Raw genomic sequence first — 20,528 nt, 5'->3', positions numbered from 1 at the left:
GGCCGGGCATGTAGAGGGCCTGGCGAACATTGGCCCGGCCGCCCCGGATGAAGGCGCGGCCGCTCCATTTTGCCGAGGCCGGCGAGGCTTGCGGCCTTTGGTTCCGAGTTCCGGCATGTCGATGGTGAGTGTGCAGGCGGTGGCATCCGATGCGCCATATGCTGGTCAGGATTTCGCGGCGCTGGACAGCGTCGGGATCGGCTTTCATGAGGGTAAGCATCGTCTGATCGATATCGCTGAGTTCACGTGGATCTGCTTCCAGCCACTCGTTGTTGTGGCGCCTGAGCAAGGCAAGCGGTCAAGGTCTGGCTCTGGTGCTGGCTGCGGTGCGATCCCCGCACGGGCCAGGTGCCGATCGTGTCGACGATCCACCTCGCCGCGACCAGAGAGCTGCTACTCTCTTCCGCTGTTCATTCTGGCCTCTTCGCAATGAATGTCATAAAATCACCTGTCGCAATTAATGGTTTTTGATTTGGCTCCTACAGCTGGCAGATATCGCCGAGAGTTCCGCAGAGAGCGTCGAAAGTTTTGGCCGCCTTCTTCCGCAGCCGCGCCTTGAGTTTTGAGCAGACCTGTCTTGATCGGGTTGAGATCGGGCGAGCATGGCGGCAGGATCAGGAGCCAGTGCCCCTTTGGCCAACCAGTGGGCGGCGCGTACCTTGCCGACAATCTGGGGTTCCGAACCCGACAGTTGGTTTTCAACCCGACAGTGGCCCGCCTCAGAGCAGGCTACCGCCCTTCGGAGCAGGCAGAAGCTAATCGAGGTTCGCGGGTTCCGGTTTGAATGTGCAGGTCGCTGCGCGCCTGATCTTTCGGTCTGGCGGCACATGACAAAAACTCTCATTTTGGCCGACGATACCCGGTCAGGAGCGGGTATCGCAGTCGAGAAGCGACCCGAGCACGTCCACAAGATGTGCCGAGTTTGCAAGGTGTGTCATTGTTTCTGTCAACGTTCGAGCGACAGCGCACGACGAAACGTCTGGCATACGCCTCGTCTGGCACGCGCCTCGCATATGTTGCAGTTGCTGCTGGAGATCAGGCGATCGAGTGGGCCTTGCAATTTTCCGATTTTGATGCGCCTAAAGTCTCGTGTACAAATCAGGCTGGCGTGAATGGCCTGCCTAAGTTGCGACTTATTACAAAGGAATGGATATGGCGACTGGAACGGTGAAGTGGTTCAACAGCACGAAGGGTTTTGGTTTTATTCAGCCTGACAACGGCGGTCAGGATGTCTTTGTCCACATTTCCGCTGTTGAACGAGCGGGCCTGTCGACCCTTAATGAGGGCCAGAAGATCAACTACGAGGTGGAACAGGATCGCCGCACGGGAAAGTCCTCTGCAGGCAGCCTCAGCAAGGCTGGCTAACGGTCCGGGAAAGCCTTGGCAAGGTTCGTCATCGCCGGAACGCATTGACGGCTCGAAACCCGGGCCGGAGCATGCAAGTTAATGCCGCGGCAGGGATTGCTGGAGCCATCATGAATTACTCTGGAAATGAGGCTCTTGGACGGGAAAGGCGGGGCTCATCCCCGCCCTTTGATTCCGCGCAGATTGGGCCAACGGCTGCTGCGCGTCCGAACGACTGTTGATACGGATTTAGGCTGCGACCTTCTTGCGGGTCCGTTTCGCCGGCGCCGTGGCTGGGGCTTCCGGCTCTTTCGGTTTGCGGCCGAGTCCCATGGTCTTGGCCAAGGCGGAGCGCGCAGCGGCGTAATTCGGCGCCACCATGGGATAATCCGACGGCAGACCCCATTTGGCGCGATATTCGTCTGGGGTCAGACCATAGTGCGTCGCCAGATGGCGCTTTAGCGATTTGAATTTCTTGCCGTCTTCAAGGCTAATGATGTAGTCCGGTTCGATCGACTTTTTGATCGGGACAGCAGGTTTTTTTACAGGCACAGGCTCTTCTGCCGGTATGAGTCCAGCCGTGCCGTTTAGAGCCCCGTGCACTTGGGCGATCAGGGCAGGAAGCTCCCCCGCCGGGACGGGGTTGTTGGAGACGTAGGCTGATACAACATCGGCAGTGAGCTCGATGAGGATGTCGGTCTTGTGGGGTTCTTCTGTCATAAACTTCTCCGGGCAGCTTGAAACACAGTTGGGCGAAGTGTCGCTTCATAGTGGCGGTTGCCGCTGAAAGCAAATGGATCGACGGGTGCGCTGCTCCTCCACCATTGAAGTCTCGGCGACGCATCCCGTCATCGTCCATCGCTAAAGGCAGCGTATTGAATTATGGGAGCGGTCGCGCCCGCCCCACCATAGCGATACAGCAAGACAATCAAAAAAGCCGGTCTTTGCTTGGCCCCAAATCTTTTCTCCTTTCGTGAACGCTGAGCTGCCAAGCTGCTACAGTTCACCTCGCGGGGCAACCGTGCACAACACAGGAGTTGCCCGAGCGATACATTCTTCACTTGCCGCTTATCAGCGCTGGTGATTGCACTTTGCAGCCTGCCTCCGGACCCGCAGCGCTCACGCTGTTGGTTTTGCGCCTGCAGGCGTCGGAAGTCGGATCGCCGCAGCTAATTTCCTCAGGCGGACGAATTCAACAAATCGATTGTTTGGATCGAAGGCATCCACACCATCGATGCCTCTAGAATATGATCCAGCTACAATCACCGTGCTGTAATGGCAGGGACGGCCAGCACAAGCGCGACACGATCCGGCGGGTCCATCGCTGCGTTACGTATTCATGGCTACTGCATCGGGCGCTCGGTCGACCGCCTTAAGCCAGGTCGCCGCATTGCGAGACGGTGACCGGCGAGGGAGAGGGCGCTCTGGCAACGAAGCGAGGCGGGTGGCCTTGCGGGTGGCCGCGTGATGTCATCCGGCTCTCCTGCCGATCTCTGCCGGCCAGATCTGGAGCAACTGTTTTGCATAGATATGGCTCTCTTCAGGGGGCCATCTATGATGGGAGCCGAGCGCGTGTTCGAGCCGGGGAACAGGCTGCGCATGCACTGTGCCCACCTATTGCGATCGTGCTAACCTTGGTTGTTCGGACTTGCCGTTAAAGGCAAGCGACAGATTGAAGTTATGCTGCACCATCTGATTGCCTGGCTCGTTTTCGAGAGCTCGCCGATACAGGGCCTGTGCCGCGTCATGCCGCCCCTCAATGTCCAAAATCACGCCCTTCGCATTCAATGCACGTACGTTTCCTGGGGCTGCAACCAAGACGCTGTCGAGCACCTCAACCGCTTCGTGCGGGCGCTTCTGGCCCACCAAGGCATTTGTAAGTCGTATCGCCGCATCAACATTGTCCGGGTGCTGCTTCACCTCATCCCGCAAAGCCCGCTCTTGAACATCCTGACCAACTTCGCGCAAAATGCGTTCGCGCATAGCCGGATCGATTTGATCGGCGCTGAGCAACTCGGGGGAAGATGTCTCCTGCACGGAAAGAGCCGGCTTTTGCCAGCTGGCGCAACCGCCCAAAGGCAGAATGGCGAGTACGGCAAAAAGAAGTGAGTTCCGGCGCAGAAACATAGGCGATGGAGAAACTGTATTACTATTCATGTTATCTCTCAGTTATCGGGGAGGCGCGTGGCGTTCAGTTAGGAAAGGTGGGACTACTCTAACAATCCGCTGTTCGATCCGTGCGGGAGTGTGACGGATCCTGCGGGGCGAATTGTAAAGTCGGAGGCGAGGTCTTGATAAGACAGCACGGCGAGATCAACCCCGTTTCGCGTCAGAAAGCCGCGGACGAAACGTCGGACATCCATCGACGTCAACAGAATAGGGCGGGTTTGACCCGGTTCTGCGTTCGAAAGGACCTGACGTATCTGTGATAGCATCGCTTCGCTTTGCCGATCCTCCAGTGCGAGATAGGGGCCTGCATCCGAATCTCGAACCGCGCCACGCATCACATCCTCGCTCTCGCGCTCGACGACCAGGGCGGACACGATGCCCTCCGTGTTGGCATGGCGGTGGCAGATCTGTCGCTTCAAACCAGAACGGACATATTCCGTCAGCAGGGCAACGTTCTGCTCACGCTCGCTCCATTCGGCCAATGCCTCCAACACGAGACGGGTGTGGCGGATTGGGATACCTTCCTCCAGGAGGCGGCGCAGAACATCGGCAATCCGAGGAATCGGCGTCGTGCGTAGCACCTCTTTCACAAGCTCAGAATATTCCTGCTCCATTCGGCCCAGGAAATGTCGGGTCTCTTGGATGCCCACCAATCGCGGTGCGTAGCGGGTCAACGCTGCATGGACGCGCAAGGCGAGGAGTTCGCCGGGAGCCCTATGCTCCGTGCCGGCGCCCGTAAGGGCCTTTGCAGGGGTATGTTCAACCGGGAGTCTGTCCGTTTTCGGCTCACGTCTAAGGGGGACACCGCTCGAGTCGACGTGCGCTACATCGGCTCGGAGCGCCATCTGGTTTGGATCTAAGGCGTCCTGTTCGACTGGCACGCCCTCGACATCAATTCGGAATTGCGATTCAGGCAGCTGCTCGTCAACCAAGACAGGGATGCGAGGAACGATAATGCCCAGATCGGCTGTGACCAGGAGCGAAACGCGCCCAATATGTTTTTGCAATTCGGCTTGATCGACCGCCTGCATAAGATCTGGCGCTAGAAAAAATGCGATCGGGAATTCCTTCGCAGGCGCGGCTTGCTTAGGCTCCGCTGCAGTTCCACCTTTCGCATCGGCAGTGCCGGCGCCCAGCACATCAGCCTTGACAATGCTTACCGCAGCGAACACTGCGGCCAGCATCAGAAAGACGGGGAGGGGAAACCCAGGAACGAACCCCATTACAACCAGGACGCCGGCCGCCAGTCGCAAGGCTCGAGTGCTGGCCGTGAGCTGACTGACCATTTCTGTACCGAGGTTGATCCTCGCCGTCCCAGTCACACGGGTGACGATGGTCGCCGCAGTAATGGAGAGCAGAAGGGCCGGAATCTGCGATATCAATGCATCGCCTATCGTCAGCAGAGTGTAGTGATGCAGTACCTCGCCGAAGGACATGCCCTTGGAGAGCAGGCCGATCGAAATTCCACCCAGCATGTTGATGCAGATAACCACCAGCCCGGCGATGGAATCGCCCTTCACAAATTTCATCGCGCCGTCCATCGCGCCATAGAGTTGGCTTTCCTTCTCCAATTCGGCGCGCCGCCGGCGGGATTCGTTGGCATCGATGTGGCCGTTGCGTAGCTCTGCGTCGACCGCCATTTGCTTGCCCGGCAGAGCATCCAGCGTGAAACGCGCCGCCACTTCTGCCACCCGTTCGGCACCCTTCGCGAGGACCATGAATTGCACCATGGTGACGACCAGAAATATGACGAAACCCACCACGATATTGCCTGAAATGACGAAATCGCCAAAAGTATGAATAATGCTGCCGGCCTCCCCCTCGGCCAGGATCAGTCGCGTCGTTGCGACCGTGAGCGCGAGACGGAATACAGTGGAAATCAAAATAACGCCGGGCAAAGAGGAAAAATCAAGTGGAGTACTGACATACAGGGCAACCATCATCAGCAGTATGGCCAACCCCATATTGAATCCTATCAGGGCGTCGACCACCACGACCGGGATAGGCATGACCATCATCGCGACAGCCAGAAGCAGCATCAACGCAACCATTAAATCCGGGCTGGCCGGCGCACGCTTGATGAAGTCACGCAGGACGTTGGCCATCGAGACACCTTTGCAATCGGTTGAGACTTACTCTGCTGTTACGCCATGAAACGTGGCTTTCGAACTCCGAAGGCGCCTCAGCCTTGGCCAGCGCGTGACCCTGCATGAGAGCCACAAGCAGGCGCGAAATGGCTGGGCAGCAAATGTTTCCAACGCAGCCAGCTTGTCAGCACCGAGCGCGACAGGATGTTTGGCTGGCCATAGAGTGCTGCTTGATGGGGCCTGCGAGCTTTCAATATTGGAGAGCAGCAATGCGGCCATTCCTGCTCAGCAGCACACGGCTGTCCTCAATACGTTCGACCACCCATCCATCAGCCAAAATGGCGCCGACAAAATACTTCTCGCTGTCGATGACAATATATGGTTGGACCCCATGCCACACAGCTTCGACCGCGATTGCGGATGGCGCCTTCTCCTCTTTGATGAGCACTCCGTTCACCAGTGTTAGAGTACCCTTGGTGCGACGATCGAACGATTGCTGAAGCTTCTGCCAACTGATGACCGATTCAGACGTGACGGTGCCTTCGGCGGTCACAACACCCTTTGCCGACCCAATCTTGACGTCGAGAAGACCCGCTCGATCGACTTCCTCCTGCAGCTCTTGGGCCGCTGCCTCCGTAAGTTCATTGTCAGCGCGGTGACTGATCGTTCTGGACGCGACTTCAGCCCGAAGTGAATTGGGGCTCGATCCACTTGCATTGCCAAGATAGGAGATCGTGCCTGAAAGCGCGCCGATCCCGAGTGAGCTGATTATGACCATGGCGAGCACACCGATCGGTAGGCGCGGTATGCCGGTCGAACCAGGCGGCTCTGCATCCTGCACGGACAAAGCAATGGACATCTCGCCTACGAGCAGGACGACAGGAAGGGGCACAACAACGGACTGGCCTGCGGCGATATTCCGGTTGCCCTCGATACTGAGTCCGGGTGCAAGCGCCTCCAGTTCGATCGACTTGCCAAGAAGAGTTACACGAAGGTGATGCGGTGCCAGTCCCTGCTCGACAAAGACCAAATCGGCATCGAAGCCGCTGCCGATTAAACACTTTTGAAGATCCGTCTTGCCGGTCAGACCGCAATAGTGCCCCGAACGCACTTCGAAACGGAGGGAAACGGCGTCATCCACAGAGCATCTCTCAAACAGGATAGAAGCCGCATGGCAATTGCCATGCGGCTCATTTCGGGACTACGTCGCGTCAATAAGGAGACGCGCTAGGGGGCAGTCTAAAACCCGCTTCCGACATTACGAAACGCGTTCGTCGGCGGCCTTCTTGATGGTCTGGAGATTGGTCGTTAGAGTGCGCAACTGGACACTCCTTTTCGTCGCCTCCAAGCTAACATTGGTTAGTTCCTGCACTTGCGCCTGAAAAGCAGTAGCATCAGCTCCGCTTGTATTGCCGGGAGTGCCACTGTTAGTTTTATCGGTATTGCCGGCGCTACTGGTATTGGTATTGCCTGATTTTTTATTATTATCAACTGCAGCCATGATCATTCCTTTTTCTGTTGGAGTTGTGCCGTCAATAACGGCCTGTATGACCTCACGCCGGATTTCCCGCGTCAGGCATCTTCTGTGTCATCCAAAGCTTCATCGGCCTCAGCCATCGCATCGTTCGCGAATTGGAACGCGAACGATCGCAGGATACTTTGGAAGGCTTCACTTTGTGCTGCAGACTGTGAGTTGTCTTGAAGTTGATCATTTGAAACGGTCCGGTTATCCGCCCGATCGTTCCCGCCAGCTGCCTTGCCATCATTCCCACCAGCTGGCTTGCCATCATTGCCATCAGCCGGCTTGCCATCACCAGAATGCTCGGATTTCGAATCCCCATGGCCCTTTCGGATCAAGGAAGTCCCGAGGTTGCCAACTCCACTCCCAATTGCTGCTATCATCAGGTACTCCGGCATTTGCCATTGGCGGCGACGTGTTAAAGGTTAGCCTCGATCAAGCTAAGGGCGGGAGCTTTCGAGAACCTGACGGCTTTTGACAAAAACCGGCCAGCGCAAAAACGTATGCTCTGCAGGATGTTGCTCTCGCATCGAACAGTCGACCACGATCTCGGCTGTTCGGCCAATCCCGCCGTCCACGCATGCCGCGACCGAATGGCAGCCGCAGCAGCTCGTTTGCATCCTCGATGCTGTGGTGTCGAACAGGAGACACGGTCCACGTGCTGCATGACCGCAATGACCGTATTCTTGCTGGCTCCACGGGCGCACGCAACGAGCAGGAACTCGGTCTTTGCATCACCATTCTCTCGCCTGCACATCACGGCCCGGCGCGGTGAGCTCATTGGCTTCGAGAAGGTCGGCGACCGTACGAACATGGGATGGTCTGCCGGCTTTGGGAGGCCGGTGCGGATCCTCTTCTCACCATATCGAAAGCTTGAAGCGGTCGGATTTTCTTGCCCTGTTCGTGAGAACTCCCATCGTCAGCTAATCGTCAGCCAAGCGGTCTATCTAGGCCGGCCGTGCCTGACCTTCGGATCCAAAGGTCCCGTCTCGACACTTTTTGTAACTATAGATCGAAATGGTCCGCGTGATACGCAACGCACACGCTTCTCTGAAGCAAATGTGTGACTTTGTCGGTGGCGAACGAGAGGAGTGACGCATCAATAAAATCGTCAGGCACGTGTCTAGGAAGGGGAGCTAGCCGAGTTGGTCTGATTTCATTCGCTGTTCCTGGAAATCGGCGGACTGAAGCGCTGATAATCTCAGGACATCGATGGCAACGTTGCGAAAGTCCTGTGAGCTCGGGCCAATCTTGGCCTGCTACTGAGAAGCACTTTGGCGGGAACATTACGCCGTCGCGGGTCTGGCTGACCGTGACGTTAACCGAAAGATGCCGCTGGTCTCGTCAGCCGCCAGCACAATAGCAGCACATTCTCGCCTACTACGGAGACGCAATATGAAGGGCATTGGCCGACCACGGAAATCGCAGGCTGAAACTGGAGCCAGCCGCGCGGGGCGGGCGAGCAGTTCCCTTTCGCAATCAAGTCTTGCTGCGGGAGAAGGTGGACAGTCATTCGATTCCGTTGTGGAGCAGATGCGCTCTGGGGACGCCGATAGGAGGCCCTCCTCCCTTCCAGTTGCGCGCGGTCCAGGCGATGCCCGCGAAAGTCTGCCAGGCGCCTCGATTGGCGAAGATCAAATCCTGAACACACCGCCACGTGGAGCCGCTGCGCCACCACGCGGAACCGTAGCGCCACGTGGCGCAGCCGCAAGGCGGCGCGGTTCTCCCTCCATGTCTGAGGGCGAAGCCATGGCGCCGGTCGGTAGCCAACTATCAACCGCGCAGGTGGAAGGCACCAGCTCATCGTCAAATAAAGATATCAGTCCGACACAGCTCAGAATGAACAGTCTTGTTCAACAACTGACTGATTGCGAGGCTGCGGCCAGGAAAACCGACGTCCCCGAGGAGGCGGTGGAGCTGATCAGTGGGGTCGTCGATGCAGCCTCAGCAATTCTGGAGTACCGCGCTAGCCTGCCTGCGGCTGAGGCGCAGACAATTATGCCAGACGACAAGGTGCGTAGATGTTGCCAGATCGTGTGCGACGCCGCGAATGAAGTAGACAAACTTGGCCTGTCGACGATCACGAAATTGGACAAAAAGACCAAGAAAGCGGCAGGTATGGTCGATAAACTCTACTCCTACTCCCAGGCGGACCGGCAGGAGCTGTTGATTTTAAATGTGGAGAACCACCATACGGCGGCAATTAAGTGGTGGGAAAAAAAGGCATGGCGCTCCGAACGGCAGCGATCCGCCTGCGCTGCCACCGCTAGCCTATCCAGTGGAACGCCCGTGATGCGGGAAGCCGAGCGGTGCGCACTGCGGCTGCGTGCCGGCTCGGTACTGAGTGTCAGGATCTGGCTGGTCCGTGAGCGGATCGGTCTTGCGCGGGCCAAGATTGAACTGCGGGCGAGCAGGTTCGAGCCAGATTTGAAGGAACTCCTCGTCGGTCGAAATGGAGTGGTGCAGCTGATGGCAAGCGCCGCTCAAGAAGCTCTTCGCGCCCTCTCTTTGGCGAAGGGCATAATGGATGATGGCAAAACACTCAACGCTCATGATTGCGCGGTTGTAGAAAAAATCATGGAGCGGCTTTCGGATTTTGGATTGGCGTTGCACGAGGTGCATACCAAGCTAAGCCATACCTACCCAGATGCCGGCCTCCCATTGAAACTGTTCGAACGGATCGTGGACGATGCATGGATCACTGCGCACGATGCCATGCACTTGTTGAACCTGCAGTCTCCGCCGTCAGCCATCATGGCGCCACAGGCCCAGGCGGGCGCTGCGATGCCGGCCAGGGCAGGCGCTGCGATACCGGCTGACACTGCTGGTACGGCTGCAGTGTCAGAAGGCACTACAGCGCGAAGGAAAGGGAAGTCAAAGCATAAGTCGGCAGCTCGCGCCGGGACTTCTGCCGCCGGGCAGCCATCAACACCAGTCGCTGCGAACGCCGGCACAGTGCCAGCAGCCAAGGTTCTCGCGCGCTCGGATCAAGTTGCGAGTACACAGGTGAGAGCGCAAGAGGTGGCTGCGAGTTCGTCGGGGGCAGGCTCGACAATCGGGGGCGCCGCGTTGTCAATGGAGGTATTGACGGAGCGGCTCAAACGATTGGACGAACTTTTGCAGTTCGATCTGGCCGGTCAGCAAAGCGTCGTCTCCCAAGTGCGCCAGATGAAGCCTGAGGAGGCCGGTAAGGTCGTGGACGATGTGGCCCAGTACCTGCGAGCCCAGGCCATTGAGATGCAAACCTGTCTCGCCGGGTTGCAGGGGCGTAATGTACGCCTGCTACTCACCTCCACCCAGCTACCCAAAGTGCACGAACGCACAGACCAGCTCAAAGGGTTGCTGAACATGGTGCTGGGACAGGCCAACGCATTGAATGAAGGAAAAGCCGGCATTACGACTGATTGCATGAAGACCTACGCATTTCCGGCGCAAAAATACCTGGAACATTTGTGCAATGCCGACGAATTGATGCCGCCGGAGGCACCGGTCGCGCTGCGTGGCGAGCCAGGAAAGCTGTTTGAGATGAAGCTGCAGCCCAAGATGCTGGTCAATGGTGCGATGCCGAGCCCGATGTGGGTGCACATCCACACGAGTCGCCCCGTCATGGCCAGAAACTTGGAAGGGCTGGCTGATTCCGAATTCACCGCTTGCCACGTTAAATCCAACGAACAGCGCGGCTACAATCGAGAGCGAGAGGAAGCCGATGCTAGGTCCGGTCGCGAGAAGGTCATAATTCATCGCGGCAAACTCACCCCCGCTTTCTGTAAGTCCTTGTTGACCTCAGGGCTTGGCCGCCAACCACGCCATTCGCGTGCCGAGCTCCCGTCGGCGCAGGCTGCATGACAGGGCACTCAGAATGCGGCCGGCCACGCTGTGAGTCAGCGAGCATTTCTCCTGGCCAAACCGCGAATGCCGCTGCGCGAGTTGCGGTCCGGCGATTGGAGTCGATCGGCTACCGTCAGGGCCGATTTGCGATGTCGCGTTACCGGCTGTTGACGTGGCGGCGTATCTTGCCTCCCATCCAACTTATCGCCGAGATCGCGCCGCCAAGATCGAGGCGGAAGGTCTTCCTGCGAGCGCGGAGCAGGCATAGCCGATCCGATCGGGATCGGCGCATCGCAACGACCCAACGGTGTGGTGGAGAAAATTGGATTCGGGAGAGCTCGGTTCCAAGAGGCGGAGTTCCGGCCCGAATACAATCCGCTCGCAAGCACCCACGATGCGCATCCGCAGTTTATTGTCTGGGAGATGGGCTGGATTGCTCGGCGGCGCTGGCGCTAAGGCGGGGCTGTCGCCGGACAATTAGCATTCACTGCCAACAGCCTTGCAACCGTCACCAGTTGCAAGGCTCGGCGGCGGGTCGACAAATCACATGAAATCGTCGTCGGACCCGCTATCGCTGCTGTCGCTATCCTCGGTTTTGTGGAGATAGAGTGGAGGTTTGCCTGCACGCTGCCACTCACCGGCACTGTTCTTCGTCCATTTGTCGGGATGCTGCGTAGGGTCAAGCACCAGGTCGCCATGATCCACTTCAACAAACCCCATCGTCTGCGCGCGCGCTTGTGCTTCCGGATTAGCCGCACGCCAATTCAGCAACGGTCGGTCGCCGTCTATCCGAAGTTGATGCTCCAGCAGAATATCGCCCGCATTTTCGACGAGCGGATGGGCGACTTGAAGATCCACTATGGAAGTGACCTCAGTTCGACCAGGAAATTGTTCCCGCCAACTTTCCGATTCGAACTCGTTCATGCTGAATCCGCCTTCCATTCTCAGCAGTCCGGCACTCCGGTCTCCCAATTGGTAACTGAAATATCGCGCGTGCTCCGTATCTCGACGGATGCCATATTGCTGAGCAACGTCCGCGGTGCGCCTGGCTCGTGACGATACGAACTCCGAATACTCTTGAGGATTGTCGGCGATGTGCGTGATTTCATCACCATGAAATTGCCTCACCTGTCTCCTGAAGGAAGTCCTGTTGATCTCCACCACAGGAGGTCGGGAATTGAGGGAGTATGCTTGGGGAGCCGCCGATGATGAGGCGCCGCTACCTTCCGATCCGGATAAGTGCATTCGGGCAAATGTGTCCGCGAACCCTTCGCTTCCTGCATCCGATTGCTCGCCGGCATTATGCGCGCGGTAACTATCGGATGAGCCACCAATTCGACCATACATGACGATTCGTACTCCTATGTTTCGCAACCGAGCTCAAGTTAGCACGGCTGTTCAACATAGGGCGCTTAGTTGACGACTAGCTGACGAGGGCATTCCAACGGCTGCACCAATCAAATCCGCACTGCCGGCCTCAAAACCTCGGACTGCGCCACGCACCGGCCAGCAGAGGCTGCAAGGTCATGCCCGGAGGACTTGCCGTAGTTGCTGGGTGGCAGATCCGAGGGGAGTGATTGCCCCAGGCCCGCGGTTGCGCGGTTGGCCTGACAGAGACACTGGGGCACGGATGGCCAGCCGACATTTGCCACTAGCATGGAGCCAGGTCAGTTTTGAACTGGGCAGTCGTGGACTTCCATGACTAGGCCAAGCCTGCGGCAAAGAATGCTTTCGCGACAGGCTGGAAATATTGCATAGGAACCGCGTGGCCGAGTTTTGTAGTGCCTATCAGCTGACGCGCTAAGACATGGTCATGGACGATCGTCAGGCGTAGTGCCCGCGCCTCGCTCAACACATGTGAAACGCGCTCACCTTCGGCACGGCAAACTAAGAACGGCACCCCGGTTTCACCGCGAACGTAACGCAGACCGATCAGGACCGCCCTTCCTGTTAAGACCAGCGTGGCGCGATGCACGCCAAGCGCAGGCTCGTCGGCCGCCTCCTCGCGGATGCGACGCTGTTCACCTTTCAACTCTGGCGCTCCTTGCTGATCCTTCGACTCGCGCGTCACTTCGGTATTGGTCATGCGCATTTCGCGCAGATACAACGCGCGCTGGAGCAGAAGATCGATCAGTCCGCCGACCAGCAGTGCGCCGGCGCCAATTCCCATCAGCAATTTTGTCTCCATAAAGATGAGGCCAACACAGCCCATGCCGCAGATCGGCAGAGGGACCATTGTCTTCCACATCCCGAGAAGGACAATGGAAAAGGTTGCGCTGAGAACCAATACCTTGAACATGGTCTTGCAGACTTCGACCATGGAACGAGCAGACCCCAAGCGCTTCAGCCCTTCAAAGGGGTCAATTTTCTTAAAGCTGAGCTTCATCGGCTCCAGAGAGAAGACAAATCCACCATTGGCTAGCAGGCTGGCCAAAATCACCGCGGCGACAAGGGTTCCAAGCAGCGGGCCAACAGCCGCGACTGTGAGTTGGACGAGCACAACCAATGCCTGCGGCACCGCGGTATCGAAAGGTAGGCTCTGCAACTTGGTGGCTAATAGGAGCGCTTCCCGGCATTTGTCCTCGATCACGCTGCCTCTTAGCCAAAGGTAGCCGAGCCCAGCGCAAGTCCCGACCGCGCGGACGAAATCGGAGCTACGTGGCAGCTGTCCTTTTTTGCGCGCTTCACTTAACTTCTTCGGGCTGGCGGCGTGTGTCTTCTCTTCACTTGTGTCGCTCATGGCAGCAATTTGTCGAACCACTCCAGCACGCCGTTGGCACGTGTGACCTCCAGTTTCATGCTCTCCACCAGATAGGCAGCGTAGGTGACCATGAGAACTGGAAAGACAATGTTCTTGATTGCCGGAGACAGTTGGCTCGCCTTAAATTGCGGGGCAAAGCGACGCAGCAGCATCATCGATATATCAATCAGTATCAGGAAGAACACGACAGGCCCCGAAACCAATAATGCCGTGCGCATTATGCTGTCGAGAAGCCCCAACAACTCCATTGCTCCTGGCCCGCTCAGTGTCGGGTGAAACTGATACACCGGCCAGATCAAGTAGCTGCGGTACAGGACACTGATCAAAGTTTCCAGGCCTCCTGATCCGACGAATATGGCAATCGCAGTGATCCCCAGAAAAACGCCCATCGCGGAAGCCTGACTGTTCGTCGCGGGATCGGCCGAAGCGGTCGGGCTGCTGATGCCGCGTTGGTTGTCGATAAGCTCCCCGGCAGCCTGAAGGCCCCAAAGCGGAATGCCAAGAAAAGTGCCAAGGAGTACACCGACAAAAACTTCCTTGAATCCGAGCAGGGTTAGCTGGATCAGGCGCGTATCAGGATCCAGCGCCGGCAATCCGCCGCTGACGTGTGCCAGGCATGGTAGTGCGAAGCCAACAGCCAAACAGCCCCGGATCAGCCCACTGATCTGCGAGCGTGTGAATACGGGAAAGATCAGCATGATGCCCATCGCGCGGGCTGCCCCAAGACCTGCCGCAACGACGAGTTCGAAAGCCGTCTGGATCAGAATTTGAATATCGGCCGATGGCGCGTCCATGGGGCGGACTAGTAGCTAAGTGTCATTGCGGGAAACTCGGTGAAGATCTGATCGGCTAGCTCTATGAGCGGGGCGCTTAGCACAGGAGCAAACAGCCCAATCACCGCGACAACGACCAGAAGCTTCACGGTGAGCGGCAAGCTTTCATCCTGGATCTGCGTCGCCGCCTGGAGGATGCCGATGACGAGGCCGACAACCACTGATGCAATGAGCGGCGGTAGAATCCAGATCATGAAAACCACCAGTGATTGGCTCATAAGAGTAATGATGCTGGATTCAGTGATGATCAGCCTCCCGGTAACGTATAACTCAGCACAAGCCCATGCATCAATTTTGACCAACCATCAATGGCAACAAACAAGAAGATCTTGAACGGAACAGATATAACAGTTGGTGAGACCATCGACATACCCATTGCCATCAAGATAGTTGTCACTATCAGATCTATAACAATAAAAGGCAGATAAAGTAGAAATCCTATCTCAAATCCGCGCTTCAATTCTGATAGCAAGAAAGATGGTACAAGTATTGCAAAGTCATCAGGCGTGGCTGCAGCGTGCATTTCCTCTGGCCAGACCTTTTCTGTCGAAGATAGGAAAAATCGCCGCTGCTCTTCATTTGTGAATTTCTTGAGATGCTCGCGCAAGGGCTCACTTCCGGCTTTAGCGGCGCTTACCCAGTCGTCGAATGTCTGATAGTGGAGCTTGGGATCCGACATGCGGTCATAGGTCTGCTCAGCAACGGGCGCACTAACGAACATAGTGAGGATCATCGCCGCGGCGTACAGCACCACATTGGGTGGTATGGTCTGGGTCCCGAGCGCATTGCGGACGAGGAAAAGAACAATTGATACCTTTACAAAGGCCGTTGTCGTGGCAACTGCTAAAACCAGCAGACCGAGTCCGGCGGTAACCGCAAGAAGCGCCAGGATTGTCGGCTGAGCTTCACTCATTGCATGCAAACCCGCCACGGAGCCTGATGCCCAGCTCTTCTCCGATGCGGACAATGTCGCCACGCCCGATACGCTGACCATTGGCCACTATGTCGACCGGGCCGTCGATCGGCCATCCAAGTTCAAAAATATGCCCTTCGCCGGCACTTCTTAATTCCCCAAGAGAAATAGGCCAGCGGCCGCATTCAAAGACAAGCACGATCTCGACATCGTCGAGATCCTTAGTAAGCTCCAGTTGCGATCCGGGTTGTGTCATATGCGCACTCTCCAAAGGACACGGTCGCGGGCGGAAAGGCCCCCGCAAGATTAATTCATCGCCGTCAAGATCCGCCTCGGCGCACAACTGGCCGACAGCTAGGGTGATCTGGCCGCGGCCGAACGGCGCAATATCGGGCAACAATGCATCACCGACACATGCGCTTCGAAGAAGCGCCGCAGGAAGGCGAAGCGTGCCGACCTCTCCTGCAACAATGAGCGGGAGCTCTGGAGGCAGCCCGCCCAGCTGCCGCGGCAACTGGGCAAGCAGTTCGCCTAGCGCGCGAAACGCAGGCGGTACTAAGCCGTCAAGTGGCGTGAACAGGAATAGACGGCCCTTGCCCTTGACCGCGCCGAAAATGATGTCGAGTTCAAGATGAGGAGCCAGCATCGTGGCTTCGCATACCCGCACGAGTTGCACGTTCAGACGCGTCGTCTCCTCCAGTCGAGTGACAAGCGGCTCCAGAGCGAGTTCGAGAATTAGCGAAGCAGTTGGCTCGGAAGGGAAGGCCAAGCCGTTCTGCACTGTCGTGATGAACTCCTCTACGAGCGGGCGCGACAGTGACAAGATGACCGTTTCGGCTCCCACTCTCCAGACGCAGTCAAGCATCGGAATGGCAGCAGGTTCCTGCTGCCAGACAAGCCCTGCCGTTCGCACCGATAGCGGCACCTCGTTGATCCGGCTTTGAAACGGCGTGCGCGGCGCTGCTGTATCATTGAGCCACGAGACAACCGTGTGGGACAGTTTCAGAACTGGTTCGAACATGGCGGGTGTGACCGCAGCGCCTATCAAAGACTGCACGGTCGTGTCATTCGGACGACCTCTTGCGACCGTCGGATCCGGTTGCGCGGCATTTAGGCAAGCGACCCCCTCGCATATTTCAGCAGTATCTCATCGTCGGCCTCGATCTCGGCTGCGGCCTCCGAATGAGTCTCGACGGCGCGCCGCACGTCGTCCTCGATTTGTTGCCATTTGTCCCTTGCCGCCGAACATATGACCCATAGCTCCCTCGTCCTGGACGCCGCCATCTCAGCCTCCTCTTGAGCGATTTGGGTATCATCAAGCATCTGCCGTCTGGAATTGATCTCAGCGGCAAGTTGTTCAGTGTGAAGGCGGTGACGGTCGAGCGCTGCGCTAGACAAGTTGTCGAGTGACATCAGATGCTGATAGAGCGCTGCTTCTTTTCTTGAACAATGTTGCTGTATCATTGCAAGCTCCCTAGAGGCATTTTGTACGGCTGAGGCGGCCACATCGCGCTGGGCTTCCTTCTTGGACAGCTCGCCAAGGGCACGACGCTCTTGCATTTCCTTCAGAAGCCGTATACTCGAAGACTGAATCCAGTTTACGCGGTCAGACGCGACATCCATGCGACCGTCTCCTCGAAATCTGACGCGTCATCTTCGCTCTGGCGCAGAAACTCCCTCAGTTCGTCGATTGACGCGACAGCCCGGTCAGTCAGGGGATCTCCACCTGGCTTGTATTCGCCAACATTGATCAAGAACTCGGTCTCGGCATAGCGCGACAGGAGCTCGCGGAAAATGGATGCTGCCTTGCGATGTGTCCCCGAAACGACTGCATCCATGACGCGGCTGCGACTCTGCAGCACATCAATAGCGGGGAAATGCGATCGCGCCGCAATAGCGCGTGAGAGGATGACATGGCCATCGAGAATACCACGCGATTCCTCGGCGATTGGATCACCCGTGCCATCACCCTCTACAAGCACCGTATAGAAGGCCGTGATTGAGCCCCGCTCACCCATGCCGGCGCGCTCGAGCAGGCCTGGCAGCATGCCAAAAACGGAAGGAGGAAAGCCCCGTCGCGTCGGCGGCTCACCCGCAGCAAGGCCTATTTCGCGCATAGCGCGGCAGAAGCGCGTCAGCGAATCCAGCATGAGAGCAACGCGTAGGCCTTGATCGCGGAAATATTCCGCGAGCGCAGTCGCCATTGGAGCGCATTGCGCACGCTCTACCGCCGAGCGGTCGGATGTTTCAACCACGACGACCGTACGGAGAAGGCCCTCTTCACCAAGATTCCTTTCGATGAATTCACGAACTTCCCGTCCACGTTCGCCTATGAGCGCCACTATGACGACGTCAGCGGCGGCACCCTTTACGATCTGTGACAACAGCGTCGACTTGCCACCACCTGGCTCGCCATAAATCCCGATCCGCTGGCCCTCGCCGCACGTCAGCAGACCATCGAGGACACGGACCCCAAGCGGGAATGGCCGCTCAATCATGCGCCTCGTCATCGGATTGGGGGCTCTGCCATGCAGGGGCCGAGTTTCGACGGTCTTGATTTCGCCTTTGCCGTCCAATGGGCGGCAACGACTGTCGATCACGCGACCGAGCAAATCGCCGCCGACGGGCACCTCACGCATTCGGCCAGTGGCCACGACCTCTGCGCGGCTGGATAGGCCCACCAAGTCCCCGATCGGTGTCAGCAATACACCATCACCCGACAGGCCGATCACCTCGGCCTCGAGCGACAGCCCGGTTCGCGGGTCCTCTAGGAGGCAAAGTTCCCCAATACGAGTGTCTGGCAAGACGGCATGAACCAGTGTGCCGATAGCCCGCGTGATCCGACCGCGCACCGCACGCGTGTCAATTCGCTTGGCCGCAGCCCTCAAAGACGAGATTGCTGGAACGAGAGCTCGAGTGTGGGCGTCAGCGTTATGTTCTGGGACGGGCTTTCTCATAGCTCGCCTTTCTCACAGAGCGTCCCGAAACCAAGGCGCAGCGCGCGCATCTGGGCGTCAAGTCCAAGGTCAACATTGCCGTACTCGCTCCACAGCACGCAGCGTTGCGGCGACAATGTCGGGTCGGGCTCGATCCGCACCCTTGGTCGACCATCCTGGCCGTCGCATCGAGCAAACTCTCGTGCAAGCATGTCGACTTGCATGGGAGAAACATGAAGGCAAACGTCGGCGCCGCTGTATTGACACTCTATGGCGTGACGAACAGCCCTCACCAATAGCTCGCCCGGATCGAAAGCGCCGATAAGATCGCTCAATATTTCCATCACGAGCTGCGGCAATTCCTGCTCCAGAGCCGCCTTTCGTCGCGCGATTTCGGAGATTGTCTCCGCAATCAACCCTGCCATCTCCTCGGTGCCTGCATTCGAGCCCTCCATGTGGCCGCGCGCCCACGCCCGCTGGTAAACCGCGCGTGCCCAGTTTCGAACGCGCTGCCGATGCCGTTCTGCCGCGGCAAGGGCTTGCGCGGCGCTGTGCCAGGTTTCGAGCTCGCTCGCGGGTATCAGTGGTCCGACTGGACGCATCTGCGGCGCTATTGGCCCCTCGGAAAGTTCGACTGTCATTTCACCGGGGTCTCTGTCTCAAAATGAGCTACTACAAGTGAAAGCAATTGGCCGGCGGCGGTCCAATGCTCATGTGCTGGAGTCTCCGCGGCAGTCCCCTCGGGCAATCGAAGAAGCACGCGGTTACGCTCGGTCGCTGAACTGTCCTGGAGCCAAGCTCCAAGACATGCGTGTCCATCGTATTCGATTTGCTGAGCGAGTTTTTCTGGGTCCGAGATCAGTCTTTTGTCAACAGCATGCAGCAGGTGTCGGATTCCGAATGCGTGTGCATCCACGCCGATGCGTTTAACAAGGATGGCAAGCTCAGGCTGAGAGACAAACGCGACCAGCGAACGGGCATGCCAGATACTACCAGCAAGAAGGGTCGCTCGATATGGATCATGCCCGCGTAGAAGGTCCGGCCTGCAGCCGATGTGGTTCAGATCCACGTCATCGTTGCCCAGCAATTCTGCCAGCCTTGGATGCAGTCTGGAACACTTCTGCAACTTCACTAACGTTTCGGCCGATAACGCTGGATCAAGACGCGCCGCAAGACGGGTTGGATGGGCCGAAGCCGCAAGCTCGCTCGCGCCCGGAAAGTGCGGACCATCAGGTCGGGCGGTCTGTATAGGCATTGGCAATGAGATGTCACCCACGTCCAATTGCAGGCATTCTTTTGCGAATGGCCTCGACAGCAGAAGCATCCCGGCGCCCCTCGACCTTGGAAACGCCGGTTGATTGCTTGCGCCGACGCGTAACAACGCCGATCAAGAGATAACAGGCCACGGCGAATACGGCTGCGGCAAAACCTGTTACGGTCGCCAGAAGTGGCGCAGGAAGAGGTAGTGATGCTTGTGGCAAAACAGCAGTCGGATCGGGCCGTTGCTCGTGTGCGGAACGTTCTACCGGCACCAAAACCACTTCCACCTTATCGTAGGACAGGCCTTCGATGCTGTCGGCTACAAGCATCTTTATCTTTGGCAGCAGAGCCGCGACATTTGTTTTTGCGTCGTGCCTGATAAACACCGAGGCCGAGGATGGCGTGGCACCGGCTCGCACAAGGTCGTTATGCGGCAGCACGACGTGAACACGTACAGAAAAAACGCCATCGATATCGCTGATCGTCCGCGACAACTCTTCGCTCAGGGCATACACGTAACGGGCACGCTCTTCGGTCGGCGAGGCAATCAGGCCTGATCCTTGGAATATCTCACCGAGGTTCTTGAAGGATTGGCGCGGCAGCCCCTTGGCGTTCAGAAGGTTGATTGAGAAGGCGAGCAGCTTTTCGTCAACCTGGATCGTGCTGGTTCCATCCTTGGCGACCACCCGGATCGCGGCGACCCCGTTGTCTTCAAGAAGTGCGAGCATTTCATTTGCCTCACGCTCTTGCAATTGCGTGTAGAGGTCGGCTTTGCAAGCAGTGAGGGCGACGAGAACTGGCAGCATGACAAGTCTAACCGACCGCCACCCTGACAGGCCACGCATGATTTCGCCCTCGGCCAAGCCAATCATGCGCGC

19 protein-coding genes are annotated in these 20,528 nt (G+C 57.7%); 2 read left to right on the top strand and 17 right to left on the bottom strand.

Going from position 1 to position 20,528, the window contains the following annotated elements:
• The first annotated feature begins 1,152 nt into the window (after nucleotides 1-1,152).
• Nucleotides 1,153-1,365, top strand: coding sequence for a cold-shock protein (locus EOA19_RS29290; protein WP_008874821.1), 213 nt, complete (start codon nucleotides 1,153-1,155; stop codon nucleotides 1,363-1,365).
• Nucleotides 1,366-1,593: 228 nt separating this feature from the next.
• Here EOA19_RS29290 and EOA19_RS29285 read toward each other — a convergent pair whose 3' ends face one another.
• The 6 genes from EOA19_RS29285 to EOA19_RS29260 all read right to left on the bottom strand — a co-directional run bounded on the left by EOA19_RS29285 (nucleotide 1,594) and on the right by EOA19_RS29260 (nucleotide 7,502).
• A complete protein-coding gene (locus EOA19_RS29285) occupies nucleotides 1,594-2,064 on the bottom strand; it encodes a MucR family transcriptional regulator (RefSeq protein ID WP_024505385.1) in 471 nt (156 codons plus the stop codon).
• An 894-nt stretch (nucleotides 2,065-2,958) separates the two neighbouring features.
• Nucleotides 2,959-3,501: a tetratricopeptide repeat protein gene (locus EOA19_RS29280; protein ID WP_082826568.1), complete on the bottom strand. Its 543-nt coding sequence runs from the start codon at nucleotides 3,499-3,501 to the stop codon at nucleotides 2,959-2,961.
• Nucleotides 3,502-3,554: 53 nt separating this feature from the next.
• Complete coding sequence (gene sctV / locus EOA19_RS29275; RefSeq protein WP_063169272.1) at nucleotides 3,555-5,618, bottom strand: type III secretion system export apparatus subunit SctV; 2,064 nt, start codon at nucleotides 5,616-5,618, stop codon at nucleotides 3,555-3,557.
• 232 nt (nucleotides 5,619-5,850) lie between these two features.
• On the bottom strand, nucleotides 5,851-6,741 hold the full coding sequence (locus tag EOA19_RS29270; RefSeq protein ID WP_024505382.1) for a hypothetical protein: 891 nt from the start codon (nucleotides 6,739-6,741) through the stop codon (nucleotides 5,851-5,853).
• Between the two features lie 117 nt (nucleotides 6,742-6,858).
• Complete coding sequence (locus tag EOA19_RS36140; RefSeq protein ID WP_224570034.1) at nucleotides 6,859-7,101, bottom strand: nodulation protein NopA; 243 nt, start codon at nucleotides 7,099-7,101, stop codon at nucleotides 6,859-6,861.
• A 71-nt stretch (nucleotides 7,102-7,172) separates the two neighbouring features.
• The gene (locus EOA19_RS29260) at nucleotides 7,173-7,502 is read right to left on the bottom strand and encodes a hypothetical protein (RefSeq protein ID WP_081714433.1); all 330 of its coding nucleotides are present in this window, start codon (nucleotides 7,500-7,502) and stop codon (nucleotides 7,173-7,175) included.
• A gap of 1,348 nt (nucleotides 7,503-8,850) precedes the next feature.
• Here EOA19_RS29260 and EOA19_RS29255 point away from each other — a divergent pair.
• The gene (locus EOA19_RS29255; RefSeq protein WP_224570035.1) at nucleotides 8,851-10,965 is read left to right on the top strand and encodes a hypothetical protein; all 2,115 of its coding nucleotides are present in this window, start codon (nucleotides 8,851-8,853) and stop codon (nucleotides 10,963-10,965) included.
• Between the two features lie 525 nt (nucleotides 10,966-11,490).
• Here EOA19_RS29255 and EOA19_RS29250 read toward each other — a convergent pair.
• The 11 genes from EOA19_RS29250 to sctJ all read right to left on the bottom strand — a co-directional run bounded on the left by EOA19_RS29250 (nucleotide 11,491) and on the right by sctJ (nucleotide 20,522).
• Nucleotides 11,491-12,294: a hypothetical protein gene (locus tag EOA19_RS29250; RefSeq protein WP_024505378.1), complete on the bottom strand. Its 804-nt coding sequence runs from the start codon at nucleotides 12,292-12,294 to the stop codon at nucleotides 11,491-11,493.
• 355 nt (nucleotides 12,295-12,649) lie between these two features.
• Nucleotides 12,650-13,687: an EscU/YscU/HrcU family type III secretion system export apparatus switch protein gene (locus EOA19_RS29245; protein WP_024505377.1), complete on the bottom strand. Its 1,038-nt coding sequence runs from the start codon at nucleotides 13,685-13,687 to the stop codon at nucleotides 12,650-12,652.
• Nucleotides 13,684-14,502, bottom strand: a complete 819-nt coding sequence (sctT, locus tag EOA19_RS29240; RefSeq protein WP_063169270.1) for a type III secretion system export apparatus subunit SctT — start codon at nucleotides 14,500-14,502, stop codon at nucleotides 13,684-13,686. Before sctT ends, EOA19_RS29245 begins: the two co-directional genes overlap by 4 nt.
• A gap of 8 nt (nucleotides 14,503-14,510) precedes the next feature.
• The gene (locus EOA19_RS29235; protein WP_024505375.1) at nucleotides 14,511-14,786 is read right to left on the bottom strand and encodes an EscS/YscS/HrcS family type III secretion system export apparatus protein; all 276 of its coding nucleotides are present in this window, start codon (nucleotides 14,784-14,786) and stop codon (nucleotides 14,511-14,513) included.
• A 2-nt stretch (nucleotides 14,787-14,788) separates the two neighbouring features.
• Nucleotides 14,789-15,454: a type III secretion system export apparatus subunit SctR gene (gene sctR, locus EOA19_RS29230; protein ID WP_029354851.1), complete on the bottom strand. Its 666-nt coding sequence runs from the start codon at nucleotides 15,452-15,454 to the stop codon at nucleotides 14,789-14,791.
• Complete coding sequence (gene sctQ / locus EOA19_RS29225; protein ID WP_095769044.1) at nucleotides 15,447-16,475, bottom strand: type III secretion system cytoplasmic ring protein SctQ; 1,029 nt, start codon at nucleotides 16,473-16,475, stop codon at nucleotides 15,447-15,449. Before sctQ ends, sctR begins: the two co-directional genes overlap by 8 nt.
• Nucleotides 16,476-16,564: 89 nt before the next feature.
• Nucleotides 16,565-17,077 (bottom strand): hypothetical protein, encoded by a 513-nt coding sequence (locus EOA19_RS29220; protein ID WP_063169269.1) that lies wholly within the window; start codon nucleotides 17,075-17,077, stop codon nucleotides 16,565-16,567.
• On the bottom strand, nucleotides 17,053-18,411 hold the full coding sequence (gene sctN, locus EOA19_RS29215) for a type III secretion system ATPase SctN (RefSeq protein WP_063169268.1): 1,359 nt from the start codon (nucleotides 18,409-18,411) through the stop codon (nucleotides 17,053-17,055). The genes EOA19_RS29220 and sctN overlap by 25 nt, the downstream gene beginning before the upstream one ends.
• Entirely contained in the window at nucleotides 18,408-19,031 is a 624-nt protein-coding gene (sctL, locus tag EOA19_RS29210; protein ID WP_024505371.1) for a type III secretion system stator protein SctL, read from the bottom strand. Before sctL ends, sctN begins: the two co-directional genes overlap by 4 nt.
• Nucleotides 19,028-19,714, bottom strand: coding sequence for a nodulation protein NolU (locus EOA19_RS29205; RefSeq protein ID WP_210326671.1), 687 nt, complete (start codon nucleotides 19,712-19,714; stop codon nucleotides 19,028-19,030). The genes sctL and EOA19_RS29205 overlap by 4 nt, the downstream gene beginning before the upstream one ends.
• Nucleotides 19,659-20,522 carry a type III secretion inner membrane ring lipoprotein SctJ gene (gene sctJ, locus EOA19_RS29200; protein WP_024505369.1) on the bottom strand — a complete coding sequence of 288 codons (864 nt, stop codon included), beginning with the start codon at nucleotides 20,520-20,522 and terminating at the stop codon, nucleotides 19,659-19,661. Before sctJ ends, EOA19_RS29205 begins: the two co-directional genes overlap by 56 nt.
• Between the last annotated feature and the right edge of the window lie 6 nt (nucleotides 20,523-20,528).

Origin of the sequence: Mesorhizobium sp. M7A.F.Ca.US.010.02.1.1 (genome assembly GCF_004023085.1) — a bacterium.
GTDB lineage: Bacteria > Pseudomonadota > Alphaproteobacteria > Rhizobiales > Rhizobiaceae > Mesorhizobium.
This window is presented reverse-complemented; position numbering and strand designations above follow the sequence as displayed.

Coding starts and splice junctions, on each gene's coding strand:
- EOA19_RS29290 (WP_008874821.1), top strand. CDS start 1,153: ATGGCGACTGGAACGGTGAAGTGGTTCAACAGCACGAAGGGTTTTGGT.
- EOA19_RS29285 (WP_024505385.1), bottom strand. CDS start 2,064: ATGACAGAAGAACCCCACAAGACCGACATCCTCATCGAGCTCACTGCC.
- EOA19_RS29280 (WP_082826568.1), bottom strand. CDS start 3,501: ATGAATAGTAATACAGTTTCTCCATCGCCTATGTTTCTGCGCCGGAAC.
- sctV (WP_063169272.1), bottom strand. CDS start 5,618: ATGGCCAACGTCCTGCGTGACTTCATCAAGCGTGCGCCGGCCAGCCCG.
- EOA19_RS36140 (WP_224570034.1), bottom strand. CDS start 7,101: ATGGCTGCAGTTGATAATAATAAAAAATCAGGCAATACCAATACCAGT.
- EOA19_RS29260 (WP_081714433.1), bottom strand. CDS start 7,502: ATGATAGCAGCAATTGGGAGTGGAGTTGGCAACCTCGGGACTTCCTTG.
- EOA19_RS29255 (WP_224570035.1), top strand. CDS start 8,851: ATGTCTGAGGGCGAAGCCATGGCGCCGGTCGGTAGCCAACTATCAACC.
- EOA19_RS29250 (WP_024505378.1), bottom strand. CDS start 12,294: ATGTATGGTCGAATTGGTGGCTCATCCGATAGTTACCGCGCGCATAAT.
- EOA19_RS29245 (WP_024505377.1), bottom strand. CDS start 13,687: ATGAGCGACACAAGTGAAGAGAAGACACACGCCGCCAGCCCGAAGAAG.
- sctT (WP_063169270.1), bottom strand. CDS start 14,502: ATGGACGCGCCATCGGCCGATATTCAAATTCTGATCCAGACGGCTTTC.
- sctR (WP_029354851.1), bottom strand. CDS start 15,454: ATGAGTGAAGCTCAGCCGACAATCCTGGCGCTTCTTGCGGTTACCGCC.
- sctQ (WP_095769044.1), bottom strand. CDS start 16,475: ATGTTCGAACCAGTTCTGAAACTGTCCCACACGGTTGTCTCGTGGCTC.
- EOA19_RS29220 (WP_063169269.1), bottom strand. CDS start 17,077: ATGGATGTCGCGTCTGACCGCGTAAACTGGATTCAGTCTTCGAGTATA.
- sctN (WP_063169268.1), bottom strand. CDS start 18,411: ATGAGAAAGCCCGTCCCAGAACATAACGCTGACGCCCACACTCGAGCT.
- sctL (WP_024505371.1), bottom strand. CDS start 19,031: ATGACAGTCGAACTTTCCGAGGGGCCAATAGCGCCGCAGATGCGTCCA.
- EOA19_RS29205 (WP_210326671.1), bottom strand. CDS start 19,714: ATGCTTCTGCTGTCGAGGCCATTCGCAAAAGAATGCCTGCAATTGGAC.
- sctJ (WP_024505369.1), bottom strand. CDS start 20,522: ATGATTGGCTTGGCCGAGGGCGAAATCATGCGTGGCCTGTCAGGGTGG.